General features: G+C 72.4%; 17 protein-coding genes. 8 read left to right on the forward strand and 9 right to left on the reverse strand.

Translation table 11 applies throughout. From position 1 onward, the window contains the following. Window positions 1-163: 163 nt before the first annotated feature. Window positions 164-985 carry a hypothetical protein gene (locus tag ACTOQ2_RS29885; protein WP_440104076.1) on the reverse strand — a complete coding sequence of 274 codons (822 nt, stop codon included), beginning with the start codon at window positions 983-985 and terminating at the stop codon, window positions 164-166. Then, entirely contained in the window at window positions 982-1,473 is a 492-nt protein-coding gene (locus ACTOQ2_RS29890) for a SigE family RNA polymerase sigma factor (RefSeq protein WP_440070527.1), read from the reverse strand. The genes ACTOQ2_RS29885 and ACTOQ2_RS29890 overlap by 4 nt, the downstream gene beginning before the upstream one ends. A 173-nt stretch (window positions 1,474-1,646) precedes the next feature. Between ACTOQ2_RS29890 and ACTOQ2_RS29895 the strand changes: the two genes are divergently transcribed. The 3 genes from ACTOQ2_RS29895 (at window position 1,647) to ACTOQ2_RS29905 (ending at window position 5,211) form a co-directional block, all read left to right on the forward strand. Beyond that, window positions 1,647-2,477 carry an undecaprenyl-diphosphate phosphatase gene (locus ACTOQ2_RS29895; RefSeq protein ID WP_440070528.1) on the forward strand — a complete coding sequence of 277 codons (831 nt, stop codon included), beginning with the start codon at window positions 1,647-1,649 and terminating at the stop codon, window positions 2,475-2,477. Between the two features lie 253 nt (window positions 2,478-2,730). After that, complete coding sequence (locus ACTOQ2_RS29900) at window positions 2,731-4,536, forward strand: glycoside hydrolase family 15 protein (protein ID WP_440104078.1); 1,806 nt, start codon at window positions 2,731-2,733, stop codon at window positions 4,534-4,536. 207 nt (window positions 4,537-4,743) lie between these two features. Beyond that, entirely contained in the window at window positions 4,744-5,211 is a 468-nt protein-coding gene (locus ACTOQ2_RS29905) for a DUF417 family protein (RefSeq protein ID WP_440104080.1), read from the forward strand. A 198-nt stretch (window positions 5,212-5,409) separates the two neighbouring features. Here the strand turns inward: ACTOQ2_RS29905 and ACTOQ2_RS29910 are convergent, their stop codons facing one another. Further along, the gene (locus tag ACTOQ2_RS29910; protein WP_440104082.1) at window positions 5,410-6,627 is read right to left on the reverse strand and encodes an extracellular catalytic domain type 1 short-chain-length polyhydroxyalkanoate depolymerase; all 1,218 of its coding nucleotides are present in this window, start codon (window positions 6,625-6,627) and stop codon (window positions 5,410-5,412) included. Between the two features lie 319 nt (window positions 6,628-6,946). On the opposite strand from ACTOQ2_RS29910, the gene ACTOQ2_RS29915 reads away from it, so the two are divergent. Both ACTOQ2_RS29915 and ACTOQ2_RS29920 read left to right on the forward strand, forming a co-directional pair. Continuing rightward, window positions 6,947-9,628, forward strand: a complete 2,682-nt coding sequence (locus tag ACTOQ2_RS29915; protein WP_440104084.1) for an ATP-dependent RNA helicase — start codon at window positions 6,947-6,949, stop codon at window positions 9,626-9,628. Between the two features lie 118 nt (window positions 9,629-9,746). Beyond that, the gene (locus tag ACTOQ2_RS29920) at window positions 9,747-11,153 is read left to right on the forward strand and encodes an amidase (protein WP_440104086.1); all 1,407 of its coding nucleotides are present in this window, start codon (window positions 9,747-9,749) and stop codon (window positions 11,151-11,153) included. Between the two features lie 173 nt (window positions 11,154-11,326). Here the strand turns inward: ACTOQ2_RS29920 and ACTOQ2_RS29925 are convergent, their stop codons facing one another. From ACTOQ2_RS29925 to deoC, 3 genes are all read right to left on the reverse strand, one after another. Further along, entirely contained in the window at window positions 11,327-12,301 is a 975-nt protein-coding gene (locus ACTOQ2_RS29925; RefSeq protein WP_440104088.1) for an aldehyde dehydrogenase family protein, read from the reverse strand. Between the two features lie 182 nt (window positions 12,302-12,483). Next, the gene (locus ACTOQ2_RS29930; protein ID WP_440104090.1) at window positions 12,484-13,911 is read right to left on the reverse strand and encodes an aldehyde dehydrogenase family protein; all 1,428 of its coding nucleotides are present in this window, start codon (window positions 13,909-13,911) and stop codon (window positions 12,484-12,486) included. A gap of 9 nt (window positions 13,912-13,920) precedes the next feature. Beyond that, complete coding sequence (deoC, locus tag ACTOQ2_RS29935; protein ID WP_440070536.1) at window positions 13,921-14,859, reverse strand: deoxyribose-phosphate aldolase; 939 nt, start codon at window positions 14,857-14,859, stop codon at window positions 13,921-13,923. Window positions 14,860-15,224: 365 nt separating this feature from the next. Between deoC and ACTOQ2_RS29940 the strand changes: the two genes are divergently transcribed. From ACTOQ2_RS29940 to ACTOQ2_RS29950, 3 genes are all read left to right on the forward strand, one after another. Further along, window positions 15,225-15,386, forward strand: a complete 162-nt coding sequence (locus tag ACTOQ2_RS29940; protein ID WP_440104092.1) for a hypothetical protein — start codon at window positions 15,225-15,227, stop codon at window positions 15,384-15,386. Between the two features lie 124 nt (window positions 15,387-15,510). Beyond that, window positions 15,511-18,387, forward strand: a complete 2,877-nt coding sequence (locus ACTOQ2_RS29945) for a helix-turn-helix transcriptional regulator (protein ID WP_440104094.1) — start codon at window positions 15,511-15,513, stop codon at window positions 18,385-18,387. Window positions 18,388-18,614: 227 nt separating this feature from the next. After that, window positions 18,615-19,778 (forward strand): cytochrome P450, encoded by a 1,164-nt coding sequence (locus ACTOQ2_RS29950; RefSeq protein WP_440070539.1) that lies wholly within the window; start codon window positions 18,615-18,617, stop codon window positions 19,776-19,778. 124 nt (window positions 19,779-19,902) lie between these two features. On the opposite strand, the gene ACTOQ2_RS29955 is transcribed toward ACTOQ2_RS29950, so the two are convergent. The 3 genes from ACTOQ2_RS29955 to ACTOQ2_RS29965 form a co-directional block, all read right to left on the reverse strand. Beyond that, complete coding sequence (locus tag ACTOQ2_RS29955) at window positions 19,903-20,472, reverse strand: TMEM165/GDT1 family protein (protein ID WP_440104096.1); 570 nt, start codon at window positions 20,470-20,472, stop codon at window positions 19,903-19,905. A 396-nt stretch (window positions 20,473-20,868) separates the two neighbouring features. Further along, window positions 20,869-21,906, reverse strand: a complete 1,038-nt coding sequence (locus ACTOQ2_RS29960) for a UDP-N-acetylmuramate dehydrogenase (RefSeq protein WP_440070541.1) — start codon at window positions 21,904-21,906, stop codon at window positions 20,869-20,871. A 43-nt stretch (window positions 21,907-21,949) separates the two neighbouring features. Next, window positions 21,950-23,281 (reverse strand): CysS/YqeB C-terminal domain-containing protein, encoded by a 1,332-nt coding sequence (locus ACTOQ2_RS29965; RefSeq protein ID WP_440104098.1) that lies wholly within the window; start codon window positions 23,279-23,281, stop codon window positions 21,950-21,952. Window positions 23,282-23,304: the final 23 nt, after the last annotated feature.

Below are 23,304 nucleotides of genomic sequence, written 5' to 3' on the forward strand. Positions count from 1 at the left end.
GCTCAGCAGCGGGACGCACGACCTGCTCCACGGCCGGGACATCACCCGCAGGGTGTTCGGCCCCGACGCCGTACGGATCTCCAGTGGCGATCCCGCGCGGCCGAGCCGTCTGACGGGAGTCGTCCCGAGGGCCGGGGGATCGGGGGGGGATCGGGGGGTCGGGTCAGGAGGACGGGCGGTCGTAGACGCCGATCGCCCAGCGGCCGGGCTTGCTGCCCACGTTCGCCAGCACCCGCTCCAGCACCCGCGTGTCCATCCGCGGGCCTATCAGGTCCGAGATCATGTAATGCCCGCGGCACATCCCCGTCCTCTCCACTTCCTTCTCCGGGCACTTCAGCTTTTTGAGCGCTTCACGGGAGATACGCGGCCTGGGGGGAAGCACCCAGACCGTCGCGCTCTGCTCGCGCGACGTCCAGCCGGGGGGCGCCGACTCCTTGTCGTGCTGCGAGGTCAGCCCCGGCCAGCCGCTGCCGCATTCGCGGGCGGAGCCCGATCTGTGGATTCCCGTCCCGGTCATCTTGACCACCACTGCCTTCGGGTCCTCGCAGACGACCCGGAATCCGGTGAAGACACTGGTCGGGGTGAACTTCAGGGTGCGTTTCACACCCAAGGTATTCGACCGGTACGCGTGAATCAGCCGCATTTCATGGCGATTCCGCAGGTCGTTGACGGTCGCGGGAAGGTCCTTGCCGGGGACAGGTGGGACGGCGGTGGGAACGGGCGGGGGAACGGGCGTGGGGTCGGCGGCGACGGCCACGATCGGCGCCTCCGCCCCGCCTCCGGCGGACAGCGACGGCGCCACCACGGCGACCGCGAGCGCCCCGGCGGTGACGACCGCCGCGGCCGTGGCCGCCGTCCGCCGCCGCCGGATCGCCCGGCCCCTGGCGAGGATCGCCTCCAGCCGGGCCGTACCCCCGCCGTCCCTGCAGCCGCCCGCGCCGCGCTCCTCCAGGAGCGTCCTGAGGTCGTTCTCGGTGTTGCTCATCCGCGTACTCCCGTCGTCGCCTGGATCCCCCGGTCCACCCTGAGCCGGGTGAGAGCCCTGTTGAGCTGGCTCTTCACCGTCCCGACCGAGCATCCGAGCACCCCGGCCACCTGGGTCAGCGGCATGTGCTCGAAGTAGTGCAGGACGACCACCGCGCGCTGGCGCCCCGACAGGGTGCCGATCGCCGTCCACAGCGCGTCCCTGTCGCCGACGTCGCTCGCGAAGTCCCGCCCGTCCGGCCGGTCGGGCAGCTCCCCCGTCGGGATCTCCCGCCGCCAGCGCCGTCGCCACCAGGAGGCGTGGGTGTTGGCGATGATCCGGTAGACGTACGGGTCGGGATCGCCGTCGATCCGCTGCCAGGCGAGCCAGGCCCTGGCCAGCGCGGTCTGCACTAGGTCCTCGGCGATCGCCCAGTCCCTGGTGAGGAGATACGCCGCTCGCAGTAACCGCTCATGGCGCTGCTCGACGTACTCCGCGAACTCGGTCATCGTGCCTCCGCCTCGGTGCTCCGATGATGACTACCGTCTGGCGGGCGGGTTCGGTTTACGGCCGATCACGAAAGAAGAGCGGCCGGCATCGGCCGAACGGCCGGGTCACAGTTGCTCCGCCGCTCCGCTAGCCTCGCGTAGGTTACGCACGCGCTGGTACGGAAGGTGCTGAAGTGATCGGCTGGTTCGAAGCGGTGGTCCTCGGGCTGATTCAGGGATTGACGGAGTTTCTGCCGATCTCCTCCAGTGCCCACATCAGGGTCGTGTCGGCGTTCTTCGGCTGGCCGGACCCGGGAGCCGCGTTCACCGCGGTCGTCCAGCTCGGCACCGAGGCCGCGGTGGTCATCTACTTCCGCAAGGAGATCTGGGAGATCATCTCCACCTGGACGCGGTCCCTGTGGACCCCCGACCTGCGCGGCCACTACGCCGCCCGGATGGGCTGGTACGTCATCGTCGGCACCATCCCGATCGTGGTGCTCGGCCTGCTCTTCAAGGACTCCATCGAGGGCGCCTTCCGCGACCTGCGCCTGATCGGCACGACGCTGATCGTCTTCGGCCTGATCCTGTGGTTCGCCGACCACACCGCCCGCAACAGGCTCACCCTGGAGCGGCACCTCAGCTTCACCCACGCCCTGATCTACGGCTTCGCCCAGTCTCTCGCCCTGATCCCCGGCGTGTCCCGCTCCGGCGGCACCATCAGCGCCGGGCTGCTGCTGGACTACCGCCGCGAGGAGGCCGCGAAGTACTCCTTCCTGCTCGCCATCCCGGCCGTGCTGGGCGCGGGCTTCCTGGAGCTGTTCAAGATCGGCGAGGGCGCGGCGCCCGAGTGGGGCCCCACGATCCTGTCCACCGTGATCTCGTTCATCGTGGGCTACCTGGCGGTCTCGTGGTTCCTGAAGTACATCAGCACCCACCGCTTCACCGGCTTCGTGATCTACCGGATCGCCCTCGGGATCATCATCATCGCCCTGGTGAGCTTCGGGGTCCTCGACCCCTCGGCCTAGAGCCTGTCCGGCAAATGATCACGGCTGGTCCGGAGGAGCCGGCCGTCACCGCGCTCTTCCTGGCCATCTCTTCACCCGGGAAAAGAATTTCACCCGTCAAGTGAGCGGTCTTGGTGAAAAGCGGGAAGAGACAGGGCAGGCCCCCTTCCCCCACGCCCGAACCACCCGGGCCGCCCGAACCACCCGGGCCGCCTGGGCCGCATGGCTCGCCGCGAACTCCACGATCCTTCCCGGGGGATGGACGAGGTGCCCATTGAGTACGCGACCGATCAACGACTACGCCCTGCTGTCGGACTGTCGATCCGCCGCGCTGGTCACCTCCGACGGCTCGGTGGACTGGCTGTGCCTGCCGCGATTCGACAGTCCGGCGCTCTTCGCCCGGCTGCTCGACGAGGACGCCGGGTACTGGTCGATCCGCCCCACCGGCCCCACCGAGGTCACCCGCCGGTATCTGGAGCACACCCTGGTGCTCGAGACCACCTTCCGCTGCCGGGACGGGACCGTGGTGCTCCTCGACGCGCTCGCCCTGGGCGGCCGGGAACGCGGGCACTCGCTGGGCATGTCCTCGCCCGGCCTGCTCCTGCGTCAGGTGACCTGTGTCGAAGGTCGCGTGCCTGTGGAGGTGGCGTACGTGCCGCGACCCGAGTTCGGGCTCGTCCACCCCCTGATGCGGCCTGTCCGAGGCGGCCTGATCTCGCGTGGCGGGGCCAACGTCCTCGCCCTGTCCAGCCCCGTCGAGCTGCGGGTGAGCGGCTCGGTCGCGGACACCGCCGTCACCCTGCGCGCCGGGCAGAGCCTGGGGTTCGCCCTGCAGGCCGGCTGGGCGTGGGCGCCCGACCCGTCGTGCCGCACTCCCTCGTACATCGCGCGCCGGGCGAAGGACACCGTCTCGGGCTGGCGCTCCTGGTCACGGCATCACGCCGACTATGAAGGCCCATGGCGTGAACAGGTGAACCAGAGCGGCCGGGTGCTGCGTGCGATGACGTACGCCCCCACCGGGGCCATCGTGGCCGCGGCCACCACCTCCCTGCCCGAGAGCATCGGCGGGGAGCGAAACTGGGACTACCGCTACACCTGGATCCGGGACGCCAGCTTCACCCTGCAGGCCCTGTCCACCGCCACCTGCGAGGTCGAGGAGACCGCCTTTTTCACTTTCCTCGCCAACGCCTGCGCCACCCAGCTCGACCGGGGCATCGACCTGCAGATCATGTACGGCGTGGGCGGCGAGCGCGACCTGAGCGAACGGCACCTGCCGCACCTGCGCGGCTGGCGGGGCAGCGCGCCGGTGCGGGTCGGCAACGACGCCTGGCGCCAGCGCCAGATCGACGTTTACGGGGAGCTACTCGACGCGGCCCATCAGATCTATTGCGACACCGGCCCTCTCGAGCCGTTCACCTGCGCTTTTCTGGTCGGGGTGGCTGAGACCGCCGCCCGTCGCTGGCGGGAGCCGGACCAGAGCCTGTGGGAGGTCCGCGGGCCCGGCCGCCACTTCACGCACTCCAAGCTGATGTGCTGGGTGGGACTGGATCGGGCCATCGCGCTGGCCCCGATGCTGGGGGCCGACGCCCGGATCGCCGACTGGACGAGCACTCGCGAGGAGATCCGCGCCGCGATCCTGACCCGGGGCTGGAACGAGCGTGCGGGTGCCTTCACCCAGACGTTCGACGGCACCGACCTCGATGCCGCCGTGCTGGTGATGCCCATGGTCGGGTTCCTTTCCCCGGACGATCCGCGGGTGCGGTCCACCGTGCACGCCATCGCCACCCACCTGACCGACGACCGAGGCCTGGTGCACCGCTACCACGCCGCCGACGGGCTCCCCGGCCAGGAGGGCACGTTCCTGCTGTGCACCTTCTGGCTCGCGCAGGCCCTGGCCCTCACGGGAGAGGGTGCCGCGGCCAGGCGGGCGTTCGAGACCGCCGCGTCGTACGCCAACGACGTCGGTCTGCTCGCCGAGGAGGTCGACTCGGCCACCGGGGAGCCCCTCGGCAACTTCCCGCAGGCTTTCAGCCACATCGGCCTGATCAACGCCGCCCGCGCCATCGGCGACACCACCTGACTCCCGACGCCGGTGACGAGCCGGGCGTGCCGGGCAGGTGCCGGCACACCAGAACGATCGAGCCGACGGAGCGCTCCATCGGCTCGTGGGCCGATGCCCCCGCACTCCCCGTCCGGCATGCGGTCCTGCTCGGCGGCCCTGAATACAGCCCGGCGTAGACTGGCCACACGCAGGACATTCGCGACGCACATGCGAGGGGATACCTGTATGAGAACGCGATCCACGGCCGCCGGCAATCTCCAGATCGCGGGGGCCTCCACGCTTCGTTTCGGGCTGGCGCTCAACCTGGTGATGATCGGGCGGCTCAAGTTCGAAGACTACGAGGTCGAGAACATCCGCCCCTTGATCACCTCGAGCCCGCCGTTCTCGCGACTCGCCACCATGCTCGGCGAACGGCGGCTGGCCAGGCTCATCGGCGTGGCGGAGATCGTCATCGGATCGCTGATCGCGGCGAAGTCGTTCGCCCCCAGGGCCTCGGCGCTCGGCAGCCTGGCGGCGGCGGGGATGTTCACCACCACGCTCAGCTTCCTGATCACCACGCCGGAGGCCTGGCAGGAAAGGCGCGGGGAGCCGAAGCTCTCCCTCGCGGGCCAGTTTCTGGTGAAGGACGTCGTCCTTCTGGGAGCCTCCCTGTTCACCGCCGCCGAATCCCTGCGAGACGCCTCGCGCCCGTAGCCCCCGATTCCGGCCGGGGTCGATGATCTCGGATGGTTTCGTCCTCGATCGGCGCGGGATGGTCGCACGCGCCGTGGACACACCGAGGCGCATCGGCCGCTGCGCGCCCGCGACGCGGGCGATGTCGCGAACGACCGGCCGGTCGGCTGATCAGCCGGTCGGCCGGTCGCGTTCGGGTTCCCGCCGTCCGCAGGATCGCTAGCACTCGCTGTCGGCGACGACCCAGTGGTTGGGACCGGTCTGCTTGAGACCGTGCGTGACGAGGACGTTCCACAGGCCCATGGCGTTGTCGGACCCGTTGGCGTAGGTGTAGCCGCCGGACTGGTAGGCCCGTCCGGCGACGGTGTGGGCGTAGTTGCTCGCCCTGACGCAGGTCTGAGGCCCCGTCGGGGTTGGGGTCGGGGTGGGGGTCGGGTTCGGGGTCGGCTGCGTGCCACCGGTCAGGCCGAAGAACTGCGCGTCGTGGTAGGCCGAGCAGATGGTGTCGAGGAAGTAGGCCGCCGCGCTGCCGCACTGGTCGGCGGCGCCGCCGGGATCGATCGGCAGGCCGTGTCCCATGCCGGTGATCTCGTACACGCGCACCACGTCGTTCCCGTACACCTTCAGGGAGGTGCCGCCGGTGAGGCCGCGCGTGGAGGTGGGGCTCTGCGAGACGCCCCGCACGTTCGTCCACTGGTCGCGCAGCTGGGCCGCGTTGGCCGGGACGACGGTGTAGTCGGACAGCCCCTGCCAGATCGCGACGCGCGGGTACGGTCCCGAGTAGCCGGAGTGGGCGTTGCGCACCAGGTCGCCCCACTGCTGCGGGGTCTTGCCGACCGGTCCGTACTGGCAGGTGGAGGCCTGGAGCAGGCTGGCGGCGCACCGGTAGGCGAGCCCCGCCCCGATCGAGCCGCCCGCGAAGACGTCCGGGTACGTGGCGAGCATGACGGCCGACATCGCCCCGCCCGCCGACAGGCCGGAGACGTAGACGCGCGCCGGGTCGGTCCCGTAGGTGGAGACCGCGTAGGCGACCATGGCGCGGATCGAGGCGGCCTCGCCCTGGCCCCGGGTGGTGTCGCCGGTCTCGAACCAGTTGAAGCAGCTCGATGAGTTGTTCGCGCTGCCGGTCTGCGGCAGCACGAGGGTGAATCCCGACTGGTCGGCGTACTTACGCCATCCCGAGTTGGCGAAGTAGCCGCTCGCGTTCTGCGTGCAGCCGTGCAGCAGGACCACCAGCGGGCGTCCGGCGGTCGAGCCGTCGGGCCGGTAGCTGTACATGGTGAGGTTGCCGGGATTGCTGCCGAACGAGCCGACCTGGACGAGCGACGCGGCCCGGGCGGGAGACGTCGTCGCGGTCGCCGCGCCGAGGAGTCCGAGCAGTCCGAGCGACAGGGTGAGAAGGATGCGGAGAAGACCCGCCGGAAGGGATGCTGCCATGAGGTGCTCCTTTGTGGCCCTGTGACCTGTATCACCGGCCCTTACCAGCGCACGTTAAAACCGTCGTAACCCGTTTGACATGTTCCCGAGACACACTCTTCGCCCCCGCGTTATGGATCACACGGTGGCGGGCGGGCCTCCCCTTCCCCGGATCTCACGAACCTCCGGACCGCGGACCGACCGGACCGCCTGGGCCCCACGGCTTCCGCTGGCTCCACGGGCTTCCCGGGCTGTCCGGTCTCCTCGGGTTCCCCGGTCTCCACGGGCTCCAGGTGATCGCCGCGTCTCACCCGGTACCGGACTCGGGGACACTGGACGGGTGCGTTCCGACTGGTCCGGCCTGCCCGTACGTCACGTTCTGCCCGAGTTGCTCGCGGCGCTGGACGGGCGGGGCGTCGCCGTGCTCACCGCTCCCCCGGGCACCGGCAAGACCACGCTCGTCCCGCTCGCGCTGGCCGGGCTCCTCGACGGCTCGGCGCCCAGGCGGGTGATCGTGGCCGAGCCGAGGCGGATGGCGGTACGGGCGGCGGCGAGGCGGATGGCGTGGCTGCTGGAGTCCGAGGTGGGGGTGGAGGTCGGGTTCTCGATACGCGGCGAGCGCAGGGTGGGTCCGAGGACGGTCGTCGAGGTCGTCACCACGGGAGTCCTCCTGCAGCGGCTCCAGCGCGACCCCGAGCTCGAAGGAGTGGACGCGGTCCTGCTCGACGAGTGCCACGAGCGCCACCTGGACGCCGACACCGCGCTGGCGTTCCTCCTCGACGTCCGCGCCGCGCTCCGCCCCGACCTGCGGATCGTCGCCACCTCCGCCACCGCCGACGCCGCCCCCTGGGCCCGTCTCCTCGGCTCCACCGGCGATCCCCCCGCGCCCGGCGACACCGCCCCCTCCGATGCCTCCGGCGAACCCGGCGAACCCGGCGAACCCGGCGAACCCGCGCCGATCGTGCACGCCTCCGGCACCATGCACCCGGTCACGCCCGTCTGGGCACCGCCCACCGGGACCATCGCACCGCCCCACGGCATGCGGGTGGACCCGGCGTTCCTGGCCCACGTCGCCGGTGTCGTACGGCGCGCGCTGGCCGAGCACGAGGGGGACGTGCTCTGCTTCCTGCCGGGCGTCGGCGAGATCGGCCGGGTGGCCGCGATGCTCCCTGGCCAGGCCGGCGTCGAGGTCCTCCAGGTGCACGGCCAGGCCCCGGCCCGCGTCCAGGACGCGGTCCTGTCCCCGGGCGACGGGAGGAGGGTGGTGCTCGCCACCTCGGTCGCCGAGTCGAGCCTGACCGTGCCGGGCGTGCGGATCGTGGTCGACTCCGGCCTGGCCAGGGAGCCCCGTACCGACCACGCGCGCGGTCTCGGTTCGCTCACCACCGTCCGCGCGTCCAGGGCCTCGGCCGTCCAGCGGGCGGGGCGGGCGGGCCGCGAGGCGCCGGGCGTGGTCTACCGGTGCTGGTCGCGGGCCGAGCACGACCGGCTGCCCGAGCACGCGCGACCCGAGATCGCGCTCGCCGACCTGACCGGCTTCGCCCTCCAGGTCGCCTGCTGGGGCGATCCGGCCGCCACCGGCCTGGCCCTGCTCGACGCGCCGCCGGCCGCCGCGATGGACGCCGCCCGCCGCACCCTGTACGCCCTGGGCGCGTTGGACTCTCCCGGCACGCCGCGGCCAACGGGCGCGCCGGAGCACTCGCCCGATCTCCCCCCCGCGGGCCGGGTGACCGACCGGGGACGGCGGATGGCGGGGGTCGGGGTCCATCCGCGCCTGGCGCGTGCCCTGATCGACGCCGGCACGGACACCGGCGCGGACGGGATCGGCGCCGGGTCCCGGGCCGCCGAGGTGGTGGCGCTGCTGTCGGAGCAACTGCCCAGGGACGCGGGCGACGACCTCGTGGCGGTCTGGCGCTCCGCGCGCCGGGGCGGTGACGGTTTCTCCGCCCGCTGGCGCCAGGAGGCGGGACGCCTGGCGCGGGCCGTGCCCGGCACCGCCCGGCGTGCGGGCCGGAAGGCGGCGGGTGCCGTCCGGCCGGGGGACGGCGGGGCGACCGGGGGCGACGACGCCGTGGCCGGGACGGTCGTGGCGCTGGCCTACCCGGAGCGCGTGGCGCGGCGGCGCGGCGGCTCGTACCTGATGGCCTCGGGAACGGCCGCGGAGCTGCCGCGCGGGTCGCGGCTGGAGACGGCGGAGTGGCTGGCCGTCGCGGTCGCCGACCGGCCCACCGGAGCGGCGTCCGCCAGGATCAGGCAGGCGGTGGTGATCGACGAGGAGATCGCCAGGCTCGCCGCGGCCTCCCTGTACAGCTCCGGTGAGGAGATCACCTGGCGCACCCCGCCGGGAGGGCGGCGCGGCGACGTGTCGGCGCGGCGGGTGGAGCGGCTGGGCGCGATCGAGCTGTCCAGCGGCGCGCTCCGCGGCGCCGACGTGCGGCCCGCCGTCCTGGAGGGCCTGCGCGCGGAGGGCCTGTCGATCCTGCGCTGGACGCCCGAGGCCGTGGCCCTGCGCGAGCGGCTGGCCTTCTGCCGCCGCACGCTCGGCGACCCGTGGCCCGCGACGGACGACGACGCGCTGATCGGCGCGGCCGACCGCTGGCTGGAGCCCGAGCTGTCGCGAGTCCGCCGCCGGTCGGATTTGGAGCGCCTCGACGTGGTCTCCGCGCTGCACCGCCTGGTCCCGTGGAACGCCCGGCTGGCGGAGGTGGCCCCGGAGCGGGTCGAGGTGCCGAGCGGGTCGCGGGTCAGGATCGACTACTCGGGCGAGCGGCCGGTGCTGGCGGCCAAGGTGCAGGAGCTGTTCGGCTGGGCCGAGGCCCCGCGCGTCGCCGGGGTCCCGCTGGTGATCCACCTGCTCTCCCCCGCGGGCCGCCCGGCCGCCGTCACCGCCGACCTGGCCTCCTTCTGGCGCGAGGGCTACCGCGCGGTCCGCGCCGAGCTCCGCGGGCGCTATCCCCGGCATCCCTGGCCCGACGATCCCCTGTCGGCCACCGCCACCCGCCGTACCAACCCCCGCCGCTGACCCCGGCGGGCCGGAAGCCCGGTCGCGCCGGGCGAAATAACGCCGATGAGCCGGACAAGTCATCTGATTGAGACGTGGGACGCTTCCCCTTACGCACTCGCCAGACCACACTCGGTGCATGTCGTGGGTGGGAAGTTCCGCAGTGGAGATCGCGGATGCCGTGCGACGGGGGAAGGTCACGGCACCCGTGGTGGTCGCCGAGCACCTCGACGCCATCGCCGAGCGCGACGGGCGGGTCGGGGCGTTCCGCGTGGTCCTCGCCGAGCGGGCGCTGGCCGAGGCGCGGGCCCTGCAGGAGCGGGAGGACCTGTCCGTGCTGCCGCTCGCCGGCGTGCCGATCGCGATTAAGGACAATGTCGCGACCCGCGGGGAGGCGTCGCGCAACGGTTCGGCGGCGACGTCCGACGTGCCCGCGGACGAGGATCATCCCGTGGTCGCCAGGCTGAGGGCGGCGGGCGCGGTGGTCGTCGGCATCACCAACGTGCCGGAGCTGTGCCTGGCCGGATTCTCCGACAGCGTGTACGGCGTCACCCGCAACCCGTGGGATCCGAGCCGCACCCCCGGCGGCTCCTCGGGCGGGAGCGCGGCGGCCGTGGCGGCGGGGATGGTCCCGCTGGCCCACGGCAACGACGGGCTGGGCTCGCTGCGCATCCCCGCCGCCTGCTGCGGCCTGCTCTCGATCAAGCCGGGACACGGGCTGGTCCCGCCGCCGGAGCACGACTGGTACGGGATGTCGGAGAACGGGCCGCTGGCCACCACCGTGGCCGACCTCGCCCTCGCCCTCGCCGTCATGGCGAACGACATGTCGCTGGCGACGCCCGGGGAGAGCGAGGCCCTGGGCGTGGGCCGCGCCATCGACGACTATCCGGGCGGGCTCACCCTGTCGGAACCGCTGAGGCTGCGGGTCGCGGTCGCGCCGATGCCGCTGCCGCCGGGGCTCTCGGTGGACGCCGAGTTCCAGCGGGCGGTGACCGGGGCGGCGGAGGCGCTGGGCGCGGCGGGGCACACCGTGGTGGACCACGCCGAGCGGATGTCCCTCCGGGTCGGCGCCGCCGCCGTGGCCACCTGGTTCGCGTGCGCCAGGGGCGACGTCGAGGGCCTCGACCCGCGCGGGATGGAACGGCGCACCAGGTCCCTGGCGAGGATGGGCCGGCTGCTCGCCAGGTTCGGGGCGGACGGCGCGGCGGGCCGCGACCGCTGGCGCGCGTACGGCGCCGACCAGTGGTTCGGGAACGCCGACGTGCTCGTCACCCCGACGCTCGCCGCCGTGCCGCCGCCCGCCGAACGCTGGGGCCGCCGGGGGCTGCTGGCCAACGTCCGCGTCAACCTGGCGTACGCGCCCGCCACCGCGGCGTGGAACATGGCCGGCTGGCCGGCCATGAACGTCCCTTACGGCAGGCACTCCAACGGCATGCCGATCGGGGTCCAGCTCGTCGCGGCACCGGGCGGCGAGACGCAGCTCCTGGCCCTGGCCGGCCAGCTGGAGGCCGCCCACCCCTGGACCCGCCACGCCCCGCTCCCCTGACCACCGGCCCCGCCAGGCCCGGCGGGACCGGACGCGGCAGGCCGGACGCGGCAGGCCGGACCTGGCAGACCAGACGTCGCGGACCAGGCGTCACGGACCGGACGCCGTGGAGCCTGGCGCGCCGGAGCCCACAGGGCGGACCTGGCGGGGCCGGACGCGGCAGGCCGGGCGTGTCAGACGCCGGTGGGGTGCCAGACGGTCTTGGTCTCCAGGAAGGCCGTCAGGCGCCTGGTGCCGGGATCGGCGGACCAGTCGGTCGCGGTCGTGGCGGGGCGGAAGACACGCTTGAGGTTCTCCGCCGCCGCCTCCTCGCACGCGACCGCCAGGCCCTCGTCGGCGACCCCGGTGAGGTCGAGGGCGTTGACGTCCATGTGCGCGGCCAGCCAGGGGGCGATCTCGGCGACCGAGCCGGTGAGGATGTTCACCACCCCGCCGGGCAGGTCCGAGGTGGCGAGCACCTCGGCCAGGGTGATCGAGGGCAGCGGGGCGCGCTCGCTCGCGATCACGACGCAGGTGTTGCCCGTGACGATCACCGGGGCGATCACCGAGACGAGCCCCAGCAGCGGCTCGTCGGGGGCGACCACCGCGACCACGCCGGTCGGCTCCGGCGAGGAGATGTTGAAATAGGGCCCCGCGACCGGGTTGGAGGATCCGGCGACGGCGGCGATCTTGTCGGACCACCCGGCGTACCAGACCAGCCGGTCGACGGCCGCGTCCACGACCTCCCCGGCCTTCCTCGTCCCGGTCTCCGCCAGCTCGGCGGCGAACTGGGCCCTGCGGCCCTCCAGCATCTCGGCGACGCGGTAGAGGATCTGCCCCCGGTTGTACGCGGTGGCGCCCGACCAGCCGCCGAAGGCCTTGCGCGCGGCCGTCACCGCGTCGCGGGCGTCCTTGCGGGAGGCCTTGGAGGCGTTGGCGAGGAAGTCGCCCCTGGAGGAGGCCACGGCGTAGGACCTTCCGCTCTCGGAGCGCGGGAACGCCCCGCCGATGTACAGCTTGTACGTCTTGCGCACGGCGAGCCGTGCGGACCCGCGGCTCGCCTCGCCCTCGCCGGTACGGTTCCCGGCGTCCTCGCCCGTACCGTCCGCCGCGGGGGCACCCGCCTGCTTGCCCGCCCTCGCCCGGCCCGGCCGCTCCGCCTTACTCATTTCCCAGCCCTCTCCACGAGCTCTCCTGCTGCGCCAGCCGGGCCGGCACGAAGATCTGACCGCAGCGGCTCACGCCGCACCGGTGGGCGAACCAGCCCCGCAGCACCGGCCGTCCGGCGCGGGCGAAGCCGTGGCCCCGGGTGCTCTGGGCACGGCGGGGGCGGCGTCTGGCCCTGTGATGCTCACACATCGAGATACGCCTCCAGCCCGTGCCGTCCGCCCTCGCGCCCGTATCCGGACTCCTTGTAGCCGCCGAACGGCGAGGTGGGGTCGAACCGGTTGAAGGTGTTGGCCCAGACGACGCCGGCGCGGAGCCTGTCCGCCATCCACAGGATGCGCGAGCCCTTCTCCGTCCACACGCCCGCCGACAGGCCGAACGGGGTGTTGTTGGCCTTCTCCACCGCCTCGGCCGGGGTGCGGAAGGTCAGCACGGAAAGGACGGGGCCGAAGACCTCCTCGCGGGCGATCCGGTGCGACTGGGCGACGCCGGTGAAGATGGTCGGCGGGAACCAGAAGCCCTTGTCGGGCAGCGAGCAGGCCGGGGACCAGCGCTCGGCGCCCTCCGCCTCCCCCAGGTCGGACAGCTCGCGGATCTTGGCGAGCTGGGCCGCGGAGTTGATCGCGCCGATGTCGGTGTTCTTGTCCAGCGGGTCGCCCAGCCGGAGGGTGCCGAGCCGCCGCTTCAGCGCGTCGAGCAGCTCCGTCTCGATCGACTCCTGCACCAGCAGCCGGGAGCCCGCGCAGCAGACGTGGCCCTGGTTGAAGAAGATCCCGTTGACGATGCCCTCGACGGCCTGGTCGAGCGCGGCGTCCTCGAAGACGATGTTCGCGGCCTTGCCGCCGAGCTCCAGGGTGACCTTCTTGCCGGTGCCCGCGACCGACCTGGCGATCTGGCGGCCGACCTCGGTGGAGCCGGTGAAGGCCACCTTGTTCACGTCGGGGTGGTTCACCAGGGCGGCGCCGGTCTCGCCCGCGCCCGTCACGATGTTGACCACGCCGGGCGGCAGGTCGGCCTGCGCGCAGATCTCCGCGAACAGCAGCGCGGTCAGCGGGGTGGTCTCCGCGGGCTTGAGGACGACCGTGTTGCCGCAGGCCAGCGCGGGCGCGATCTTCCACGCGAGCATGAGCAGCGGGAAGTTCCACGGGATGACCTGGCCGGCCACCCCGAGCGGGCGCGGGCTGGGACCGTACCCGGCGTGGCCGAGCTTGTCGGCCCAGCCGGCGTAGTAGAAGAAGTGGGCCGCTACCAGGGGCAGGTCCACGTCGCGGGACTCGCGGATCGGCTTGCCGTTGTCCAGGGACTCCAGGACGGCCAGCTCGCGCGAGCGCTCCTGGATGATGCGCGCGATCCGGAACAGGTACTTGGCCCGCTCCGAGCCGGGCATCGCCGACCAGACGCCGAACGCCTTGCGGGCGGCCTGGACCGCCCGGTCGACATCGGCCTCGGTGGCCCAGGCGACCTCCGCCAGGACCTCCTCGGAGGCCGGGTTGACGGTCTTGTTGCGGTTCTCACCCTGGGAGTCGACCCACTCGCCGCCGATGAACAGGCCGTAGGACGGCCTGATGTCGACGACGTCACGCGACTCGGGCGCCGGTGCGTACTCAAACATGTGAACGCCTTAGTCGAGAGTGAAGTAGTCGGGACCCGCGTACCTGCCGGTGGCCAGCTTCTGGCGCTGCATCAGCAGGTCGTTGAGGACGCTGGAGGCGCCGAGCCGGAACCAGTCGGGGTCGAGCCAGCCGTCTCCGACGGTCTCGTTGACCAGGACGAGCATCTTGATCGCGTCCTTGGTGGTCTTGATGCCGCCCGCGGGCTTCACCCCGACCTTGCGGCCGGTCGCGGCCAGGAAGTCGCGGACCGCCTCCAGCATGACCAGCGTCACGGGGAGGGTCGCGGCGGGCTGCACCTTTCCGGTGGAGGTCTTGATGAAGTCGCCCCCGGCGAGCATGGCCAGCCAGGACGCGCGGCGCACGTTGTCGTACGTGGACAGCTCGCCGGTCTCCAGGATCACCTTCAGGTGGGCGTCGCCGCACGCGGCCTTGATCGCGACGATCTCCTCGAAGACCTTGAGGTAGTCACCCGAGAGGAACGCGCCCCGGTCGATGACCATGTCGATCTCGTCGGCGCCGGCCGCCACCGCGAAGGTGGTGTCGGCGATCTTGACGTCGAGCGAGGAGCGCCCGCTGGGGAAGGCGGTCGCGACACTGGCCACCTTGACACCGGAGCCCTTCACGGCCGCCGCGGCCTCGGCGACCATGTCGGGGTAGACGCACACCGCGGCCACCCTGGGCACGGAGGGGTCGGCCGGGTCGGGGTGGACGGCCTTGGCGCACATCGCGCGGACCTTACCCGGGGTGTCCGCGCCCTCCAGGGTCGTCAGGTCCACCATGCCGATGGCGAGGTCGATGGCCCGGGCCTTGGCCGTGGTCTTGATGGATCGGGTGCCGAGCATCGCGGCGCGCTGGTCGGCGCCCACGCGGTCGACACCGGGCAGGCCGTGCAGGAAGCTTCGCAGCGCGACGTTGGACGTTGCAACGTCGGTGAGCGAGGTCGTCATAGTTGACACCTCTCCAGCATGCCTACTGGTGTGATTACTTCCAAACTGGACCCTGCCCAGCGGCCCCGCCGGTTTTCGTCAACATCCGCCGACCGCCCCCGCGCGCGGGGGCGCCCTGCCGCCCGGGGGCCCGGCGGTGGCGCGGGGTCGTTCCGGGGGGCACGGGGGCCGGGGCCCCTGCCGGAGAGGCGAATCGGTGCCGTCTAGGTAGTGCCGGGACGGCCTAGGCGTGATCTAGGTAGTGCGGGGGCGGGAAGCGTCCGGGAGATAGGACATCCTCCCGATGTGGGACCGGGGGCCTTAGGACGAACCTTGAGTCTGTAAGGAAAGCGCGCCGCGAGGCGCCACACCAGGAAGGAACCCTCATGGGTCCCGAGTTCCACCTTCAGATGATCGCCCACCGGACCAGCGAACTCCGCGAGGAGGCGGACAACTACCGCCGCGCCCTTGAGGCGCAGGAGGACAGGAAGGCCCACTCTTCCGAGAAGCGCCGCAGGGGCTTCTTCGGCAAGATCATCCCGGCATGACCCCGCCCCGAGCGCCCGGCCGTTCCCATCTGCCCGGCCGGGCCTCACTGCCCCCCTGAACCACCGATTTCACCGAGCGAAAAATAGGGAGATCACATCTTTAAGGCATGACATGCTGGCAGACATGGTTGGTCGGGCGGTAAGTCCCGTCTTTGTGGGGCGGGAGCGGGAGCTTGCGGACCTGACCGAGGCGTTCGAGCAGGCCCGGAAGGACGCGGCGGTGACCGTGCTGCTCGGTGGCGAGGCGGGCGTCGGCAAGTCACGGCTGCTCGGGTGTTTCGCGGAACGGGCCACGGCCGACGGCGCCCACGTGCTCAACGGGGGCTGCGTGGAGCTGTCGACCGAGGGCCTCGCCTACGCGCCGTTCACCGCGGCGATCCGCCAGCTCGTCCGCGAGTGCGGCGCCGAGGTGGTCGCGGCCCTGCTCCCCGAGGGCGGGGCGCGCGACCTGGCCCGGCTGCTCCCCGAGTTCGGCGAGCCGAGCGGCGACACGGAGAGCGACACCGCCCGCGCACGGCTCTTCGAACAGATCCTCACCCTGCTGGAACGGCTCGCGGAGCGCCACCCGGTGATCCTCCTCATCGAGGACGTCCACTGGGCCGACAGCTCCAGCCGCGACCTGATCGCCTTCCTCAGCCGGAACCTCCGCACCGCTCCCGTGCTGATGGTCCTCACCTACCGCTCCGACGAGCTCCACCGCCAGCACCCGCTCCGGCCGGTGCTCGCCGAGCTCGGCCGGCTGGACGGGGTCCTCCGGATGGACCTGCCCCGGCTCACCCGGCCCGAGGTGGCCGCCCAGATGGCCGGCATCCTCGGCATCGCGCCCGAGTTCGCCCTGGTCGACAAGGTCTTCCAGCGCAGCGAGGGCATCCCGCTGTTCGTCGAGGCGCTGATGGAGTGCGGCGGCGACTGCACCTTCCCCGACTCCCTGCACGACCTGATCATCGGCTCCGTGGAGCGGCTCCCCGAGGAGACGCAGCGGGTGCTGCGCATCGCCGCCGCCGGCGGCATCCGGGTGAGCCACGCCCTGCTCGCCGCGGTCAGCGCGCTGTCGGACGTCGAGCTCGACGACGCGCTGCGCACCGCGATCGCCGCCAACGTGCTGCAGGTCGCCGACGGCCGCGCCTACGTCTTCCGGCACGCGCTGATCCGCGAGGCCGTGCACGACGAGCTCCTGCCCGGCGAGCACGTACGGCTGCACGCCCGCTTCGCCGAGGAGATCGGCAACGACCGCACGCTGGTGCCTCCCGGCCGGGCCGCCATCGAGATCGCCCACCACTGGCACTCCGCCCGCGACGACCTCTGGGCCCTCATCTCCGCCTGGGAGGCGGCGGGCAAGGCCGCCAAGACCTTCGCCCACCGGGAGATGCTGCAGCTGCTGGAGCGGGTGCTCACGCTGTGGAGCAAGGTCCCCGACGCCGCCGAGCGCATCGGCGTGGACCACACCACCGTCCTGGAGCAGGCCGCCGAGGCCGCGAGCGCCTGCGGGGAGGTCGACCGGGGCAGCAAGTTCGTCAAGGCCGCGCTGAACGAGCTCGACGAGCGGACCGAGCCCGCCCGGGTGGCGAACCTGGTCGTACGGAGATCGCAGTTCAAGAAGGCCAGGCGGCGGCCGGGAGTGCTCGACGATCTCCGCTACGCCGAGCGGCTGGTCCCCGAACCGGGGCTGGAGCGCGCCGAGGTGCTGTCCAAGCTGGGCTCGTACCTGATATTCAGCGGCGAGCTGGCGGAGGGGACGGCGCTCACCGAGGAGGCGCTGCGGATCGCGCGCGAGCACGGCGAGGAGACCCTGGAGGCGGAGCTGCTGCTCAACCTCGCGCTGGGCCACTCGATCGCGGGGCGCATCGAGGCCACGATCGAGCTCAACGAGGCCGCGCAGGCGATCGGCGAGCGCGTCGAGTCCGGCCGCAGCGTCCTGCGCGCCATCGCCAACAACGTGGACGCGCTGAACAACATGGGCCGCTCCGCCGAGGCGATCGAGCTCGCGCTCGAAGGGGAGCGGCTGGCGAGGAAGTACGGCCGCTACCGGGACCAGGGCACGTTCATCGCCAACAACCGGGCCGAGGCGCTGGAGGCGCTGGGCAGGTTCGACGAGGCCGCCCGGCTGATCGAGCAGATCCTCGGCAAGGACCCCACCCTGCGCACCCGCCACCACCTGCGACGGGTCCGCGGAGACGTGGCGGTCGCCCGCGGCGAGACGGACGTGCTCAGATCCGTCCTGGACGAGGTGGGCGCGTTCGGCACCGTCCCCGAGGAGTTCACGCAGGAGCTGACCGCCAACGCCCGGCTCATGATCGGCCTGCACATGCTCGGCGGGGAGCCGCTGGCCGCACTGGAGGTCGCCGAGCGGGTCGCCCGCGAAGCGCAGATCACGAGCAAGCCCATGCTGGGCTGGCGGACGCTCGGCCTGCTCGGCGGCATCTGCGAGACGGTCGAGGAGCTCGCGCCGGAACGGGTGGCGGCGCTGCGCGCCCATGTCGGCAAGGCCGCGGCGGCGATGGCCGTGGACAGTCCCGTCGCCGAGGCCTACCGGCTTGCACTCACCCGCGACCACGACGCCGCGGCCGCCGCCTGGGAACGGCTGGGCCGCCCCTTCCCCCAGGCGAAGTCGCTGCTGCACGGGGGACGGACGGCGGCCGGCGCCGGTGACCGCGACGGTGCCGCGTCCCGGCTGCGCGCGGCCCACCCGATCGCCGTGGCGCTCTCCGCCCGGCCGCTGGCCACCGAGATCGAGGCGCTCGCCCGCCGGATCGGGATCTCCCTCACCGAGCAGGCCGGCACCACCGGGCAGGCCGGGAGCGAGGAGTCTCCGCTGACCCCGCGCGAGCTGGAGGTGCTCCGGCTGGTCGCGCTGGGACGGTCCAACCGCGAGATCGCCGCCGAGCTGTTCATCTCGGTCAAGACCGTGAGCGTCCACGTCTCCAACATCCTCGGCAAGCTGGGCGTCTCCACCCGGGGCGAGGCGGCCGCGGCCGCCCGCCGCCTCACCCTGATCGGCTGACTCCCGCTCCCTCGCCGAAGGCGATCACCGGACGACGGTACGGCTGGGCGGGGCGCTGCCCGTATCAGGGGCCGGCCTCCTCCGGGACGGCTCGGGCGGCGGCGTCACGACCGCCGGCGCCGATGGTCGTTCCGTCGTTCCCGGAAGCCGTGACCGGCGGGGGGGGTTGCACAGGGCGGGTCAGGACGGGATCTTGCTGGGGTAACCGATTCCCCCAGGAGACGACCATGTTGCCCCTCCATATGCGCCGCCGGGAGTTCGATCCCGATCCCGAGCTGGCCGCCGTCCGCGAGCAGCCGGGCCTGCAACGGGTGCCGACGCCCTACGGCCGCGAAGCCTGGCTGGTCACCCGGTACGACGACGTGCGTGAAGTGCTCAGGAACGCCGAGCTGTTCAGCTACGCCAGCGGCATCACCCTGCCGCCCATGAGCGAGGAGCAGGCCAGGCGGCTACGCGCCGGCGCCCTGCTCCTGATGGATCCCCCCGACCACACCCGCCTGCGCCGCATGCTGACCCCCGAGTTCACGATGCGCCGCATCCGCCGCCTGGAGCCCCGCATCCGCGAGATCGTCGCCGACCACCTGGACGCGATGGAACGCACCGGTGCCCCGGCCGACCTGATCTCCGAGTTCGCCACACCGATCCCGTCGCTGGTCATCTGCGAACTGCTGGGCGTGCCCTACGAGGACAGGGAGGCCTTCCAGGCGCGCACCCGGTCGATCCTCGACTTCAACCAGCCACCGGAGGCACGCGGGAAGGCCCAGATGGAGGCCTCCATGTACATGGCCGAGCTGGTCGGCCGGGCCCGGGTCGAACCGGGCGAGGACCTGCTCGGCATGCTCATCCGCGAGCACGGCGAGGGGATATCGGACGACGAGCTGGCCGGCATCGGCGGCCTGCTGCTGGTGGCGGGCCACGAGACGACGGCCAGCATGATCGGCCTGGGCACACTGGCCCTGCTGCGCCACCCGGACCAGCTCGACCTGGTGCGTGCCGCCCCGGACAGGGTCAAGGGCATGGTCGAGGAGCTGCTGCGCTGGCTGACGATCATCCACCAGGGCGCCACCAAGGTCGCCTCGGCCGACACCGAGATCGCGGGCGTGCCGATCGCGAAGGGCGACGTGGTGGTGGTCTCGCTCCCGGCCGCCAACCGCGACCCGGCGCTGGCCGAGGACCCCGACCGCTTCGACATCCAGCGGCCCGACATGCCCCATGTCGCCTTCGGCTACGGCGCGCACCACTGCATCGGCGCGCCACTGGCTCGGATGGAGATGCAGATCGCCTTCCCCGCCTTGTTCGACAGGTTCCCCGGGCTGCGCGAGGCCGGAGAACCGGAGTTCCGTTCGTTCAATGTCGTGTACGGCCTGACGACCTTCCCGGTCGCCTGGTGACACCCCGGCCCGCTCAGCCGCCTGGCTGAGCGGGCACGTCAGCCACCGGCCGGTGCGGGCCCAGGCCGGCGTACTCGCCGAGCGGGACGCGGTCGCCGCCCCGTGCCTGACAGCGCCGTACTGATCAGACGAACAGTGGTTCGAGCAGCAGGATCACGCCGAAGACGGCGAAGGCCGCGGCGGCACCGTAGCGGATGATCTTCTCCGGCAGATGCTTGCCGAGCATCCGTCCGACCACGATGGCCAGGGCGTCGGCGGCGACCATGCCCACCGTCGAGCCGACCCAGGTGCCGAACCAGCCGTGCTGGGTGGCGAGGGTGATGGTCGCGAGCATCGTCTTGTCACCCAGTTCGGCGAGGAAGAAGGCGACGGTCACGGCGATGATCGCCGACCGGGTGGTGCGCCGCGCCTTTCGCGACTCCTCCTCGGTCAGCTCGTCCCCGCGCAGCGTCCACAGCGCGAAGCCCAGGAAGGCGATGCCGGCGATGATCGTGATCGCCGTGGTGGGGAGAAAATCGCCGACCAGCCCGCCCAGGGCGACGCTGAACAGGTGAACCACCGCGGTGGCCAGGGTGATTCCGGCGAGGACCGGCCACGGTTTGAACCGGGTGGCGAAGGTCATGGCCATGAGCTGGCTCTTGTCGCCGAGCTCGGCGACGAAGATCACGGCGAGACTGATCCAGAACGCTTCCAACGAGGGTGCCCTTCCCGCATACGCAGCCGGGCGGAAGGGCGGAACCCGGGGAGTCTCGGGCACGTCTTCGGCCCGGCGGCATCCATCAATGCCTGCCAGGCCGAAGGTCTCGTCCGCCACGGAGCCGAGCCGAACCGGCCGGATCCGAGGCCCGCGCGACCGGGCGCCTCAGGCGCCAGCATGTCGATCACGCGATTGGGACTACTCCCCTTCGGGTCTTTCCATCAGACCATATCAGCAGAAATCGGATGGCCATTCCCGCCTCAGAGAACCGCCGAGGTCCTCGGAGGACGTCGGAGGACGTCGGAGGACGTCGGAGGACGTCAAGGCGAGGAGCCCCGGAGGGCCTCGGGGAGCCTCGGGAGAATTTCGAAAGACCCCGGAATCCCGAGAGCCTCAGAGCCGGGTGCCGACCATCACGGGCTCGTTGACCAGGGTGACGCCGAACTTCTCCAGGACACCGTCCCTGACCTCGCGGGCGAGGTCGAGGAGTTCCTCCGTCGAGGCCACCATTTCCGGATTTGTCATGGCAAGGGTGTGCTTGGTGGAAATGCGGGCCGGGCCGCGCCGGTAGCCCTTCGGGAACCCTGCGTTCTCGATCAACCACGCCGCCGGGACCTTGACGGCCCCCTCCGGCATGTCCCAGCGAGGAAACCCCGGCGCCCGCAGCTCCAGCTCGGCGGCCTGCTCGGCGGTCAGGACCGGGTTGGTGAAGAACGACCCCGCGCTGCGGGTGTCCGGGTCGGCGGCGTCCAGGACCATGCCCTTGCCCGCGCGCAGTTCCAGCACCGCCGCCCGGGCCTCCGCGAGCGGCACCCGGTCGCCCAGGGCGACCCCCAGCCGGGAGGCCAGCTCCCGGTAGGCGACCGGGCCGGACAGCGCGTCCCCGGCCAGCTCGTAGGTGACCGCGAGCACGACGTACCGCCCCAGGTCGTCCTTGAACGCGCTGTGCCGGTAGGCGAATCCGCACTCCCGCGCGGCCAGGTCCCGCACCTCACCGGCCCGGCGGTCGTAGGCCCTGACGGCGGTGATCGTCTGGGAGACGTCCTGCCCGTAGGCGCCGACGTTCTGGATCGGCGTGGACCCGACCAGCCCGGGGATGCCGGACAGGCACTCCACGCCCGACCGGCCCTCGTTCACCGCGCGCTCGACCAGGGCGTCCCAGTCCTCGCCCGCCTGCGCGGTGACCAGGTCCCCCTCGACCTCGACGCCCCGGGAGGCGACGCGCACGACCAGGCCGTCGAAGCCCTCGTCGGAGACGACCAGATTGCTGCCGCCCCCCAGCACGAGCACCGGCTCGCCCGCCCGGTCGGCCGCCGCCACCAGCTCGACGATCTCCTCGGACGACCCCGCCTCCACGAACGCCCCGGCCGGTCCCCCCAGCCCCAGCGTCGTGTACGGCGCCAGCCGCACCCCCGCCATCCGCTCCGTCATGCGCTTTTCCCCACCCGCGACCCGGCCGAAATCCGCGACCAGCCTACGGGGAGCGCAGCAGCTTCAGCACCCGGTCGTAGGTTCGCCGGGACTCCCCGTCGCGGTATTCGGGGTCCACGCCGTCGTCGCGGCGGTGCCGCTCCTGGTGGACCGGGAGATCCTTCCCCAGGGCGACGAGAGTGCCGGGCAGCCTGAGCGAGAACTCCAGGTCGGCGTTGCGGTAGTAGCGGGCATCGGCGGGGAAGCCGCCCGCGGCGAGCGCGGTGTCGCGCCTGACCGCGAACAGGTGGCCGAGCAACCCCCGGACCTCGCCGGGTTCGGCCTCCAGCCATTCCTTGCAGTCCTCGCGGGGATTCATCCCCTTCCACCCGGCCGCGGTCACGTCGTCGTCCAGCGCCTTGACCAGCGGGGTGACGGCGTCGCCGTCCAGGACCACGGAGGTGTCCATGACGACGTGCACGTCCGAGGTGTCGAGGCGCAGCAACCTGTCACGGCTCTCGCCCCACCCCGCGGAGCCGCCCTGCCAGTGCGGCGTCTCGGCCACGTGCCAGGCCTCCACCCGGCGGGGGAACTCCTCCACCAGCTCCTGCAGGACCGCTCCCGCGCCTTCCACGTCTCCCAGGTCGAGGGCGAGGATCCTCGCCTCCGTACGGGCGACCAGGGCGCGTACGCACTCGCGCAGCTCATCGGGACGGCCGTCGACCAGCAGCGCGACGGTCACCGTCGGCCGCGCGGCCTTCGGTTCCTCGACGCCGGCCGGGGGAACGATGGTCTCGTCGAGCCGGGAGACCGACAGGCTGCCGTCCCACAGCAGCTGGGAGGAGACCATCCGCTCGGGATGGCCGCCGAGATCGTCGGCCCGGCCGACCAGCTCCGACCCCTCGGGCGTCTGCTGGGGCGCCGCCTCGGTCTCGGCGACCCGCTCGGCGTCCAGGTCACCGAGCCGTCCCGGGTGGCGTCCGGGATCCGCGGCCTCGGCGACCCGCCCGGGGTCGGCCGAGTCGTCCCGTCCGGTGGCTGCGTCCCTCGCGTCCCTCGCGTCCCTCGCGTCCACTCTGCCCTCGGCATCACCGCCGACCCCGGCGGCCCCGCTCGTGGTGCTCACCCACCCGGGGGCTGTGGACGCTCCCGGCTCGCCACTCGAACCGCCTCGTTCCGCTCCCGGGGAGCCCCCCTCGGGCAGGGAACTCAGCGTGGGCCACACGTCGAAGGAGGGAGAGGGGATGAGCTCGAAGCCGTCCGCGGTGTCCCGGACGAGCCAGCCCTCGGTTCTGATCTCGTCACGGAGCGCGTCGGAGGCGGCATGATCGTGCTCGGCTCGCGCCTTGGCCCGCCGCTCGGCCAGGACGGTCACGTTAGGAGGTACTTCGCTCATGCTGGGGAGCTACCCCCGGACGG

It is taken from the genome of Streptosporangium sp. H16, assembly GCF_051918855.1.
GTDB lineage: Bacteria > Actinomycetota > Actinomycetes > Streptosporangiales > Streptosporangiaceae > Streptosporangium.

Bases quoted from the DNA above. Each gene is read 5' to 3' on its own strand.
- ACTOQ2_RS29885 (WP_440104076.1), bottom strand. From the start codon at position 985: ATGAGCAACACCGAGAACGACCTCAGGACGCTCCTGGAGGAGCGCGGC.
- ACTOQ2_RS29890 (WP_440070527.1), bottom strand. From the start codon at position 1,473: ATGACCGAGTTCGCGGAGTACGTCGAGCAGCGCCATGAGCGGTTACTG.
- ACTOQ2_RS29905 (WP_440104080.1), top strand. From the start codon at position 4,744: ATGAGAACGCGATCCACGGCCGCCGGCAATCTCCAGATCGCGGGGGCC.
- ACTOQ2_RS29910 (WP_440104082.1), bottom strand. From the start codon at position 6,627: ATGGCAGCATCCCTTCCGGCGGGTCTTCTCCGCATCCTTCTCACCCTG.
- ACTOQ2_RS29920 (WP_440104086.1), top strand. From the start codon at position 9,747: ATGTCGTGGGTGGGAAGTTCCGCAGTGGAGATCGCGGATGCCGTGCGA.
- ACTOQ2_RS29925 (WP_440104088.1), bottom strand. From the start codon at position 12,301: ATGAGTAAGGCGGAGCGGCCGGGCCGGGCGAGGGCGGGCAAGCAGGCG.
- ACTOQ2_RS29930 (WP_440104090.1), bottom strand. From the start codon at position 13,911: ATGTTTGAGTACGCACCGGCGCCCGAGTCGCGTGACGTCGTCGACATC.
- deoC (WP_440070536.1), bottom strand. From the start codon at position 14,859: ATGACGACCTCGCTCACCGACGTTGCAACGTCCAACGTCGCGCTGCGA.
- ACTOQ2_RS29940 (WP_440104092.1), top strand. From the start codon at position 15,225: ATGGGTCCCGAGTTCCACCTTCAGATGATCGCCCACCGGACCAGCGAA.
- ACTOQ2_RS29945 (WP_440104094.1), top strand. From the start codon at position 15,511: ATGGTTGGTCGGGCGGTAAGTCCCGTCTTTGTGGGGCGGGAGCGGGAG.
- ACTOQ2_RS29950 (WP_440070539.1), top strand. From the start codon at position 18,615: ATGTTGCCCCTCCATATGCGCCGCCGGGAGTTCGATCCCGATCCCGAG.
- ACTOQ2_RS29960 (WP_440070541.1), bottom strand. From the start codon at position 21,906: ATGACGGAGCGGATGGCGGGGGTGCGGCTGGCGCCGTACACGACGCTG.
- ACTOQ2_RS29965 (WP_440104098.1), bottom strand. From the start codon at position 23,281: ATGAGCGAAGTACCTCCTAACGTGACCGTCCTGGCCGAGCGGCGGGCC.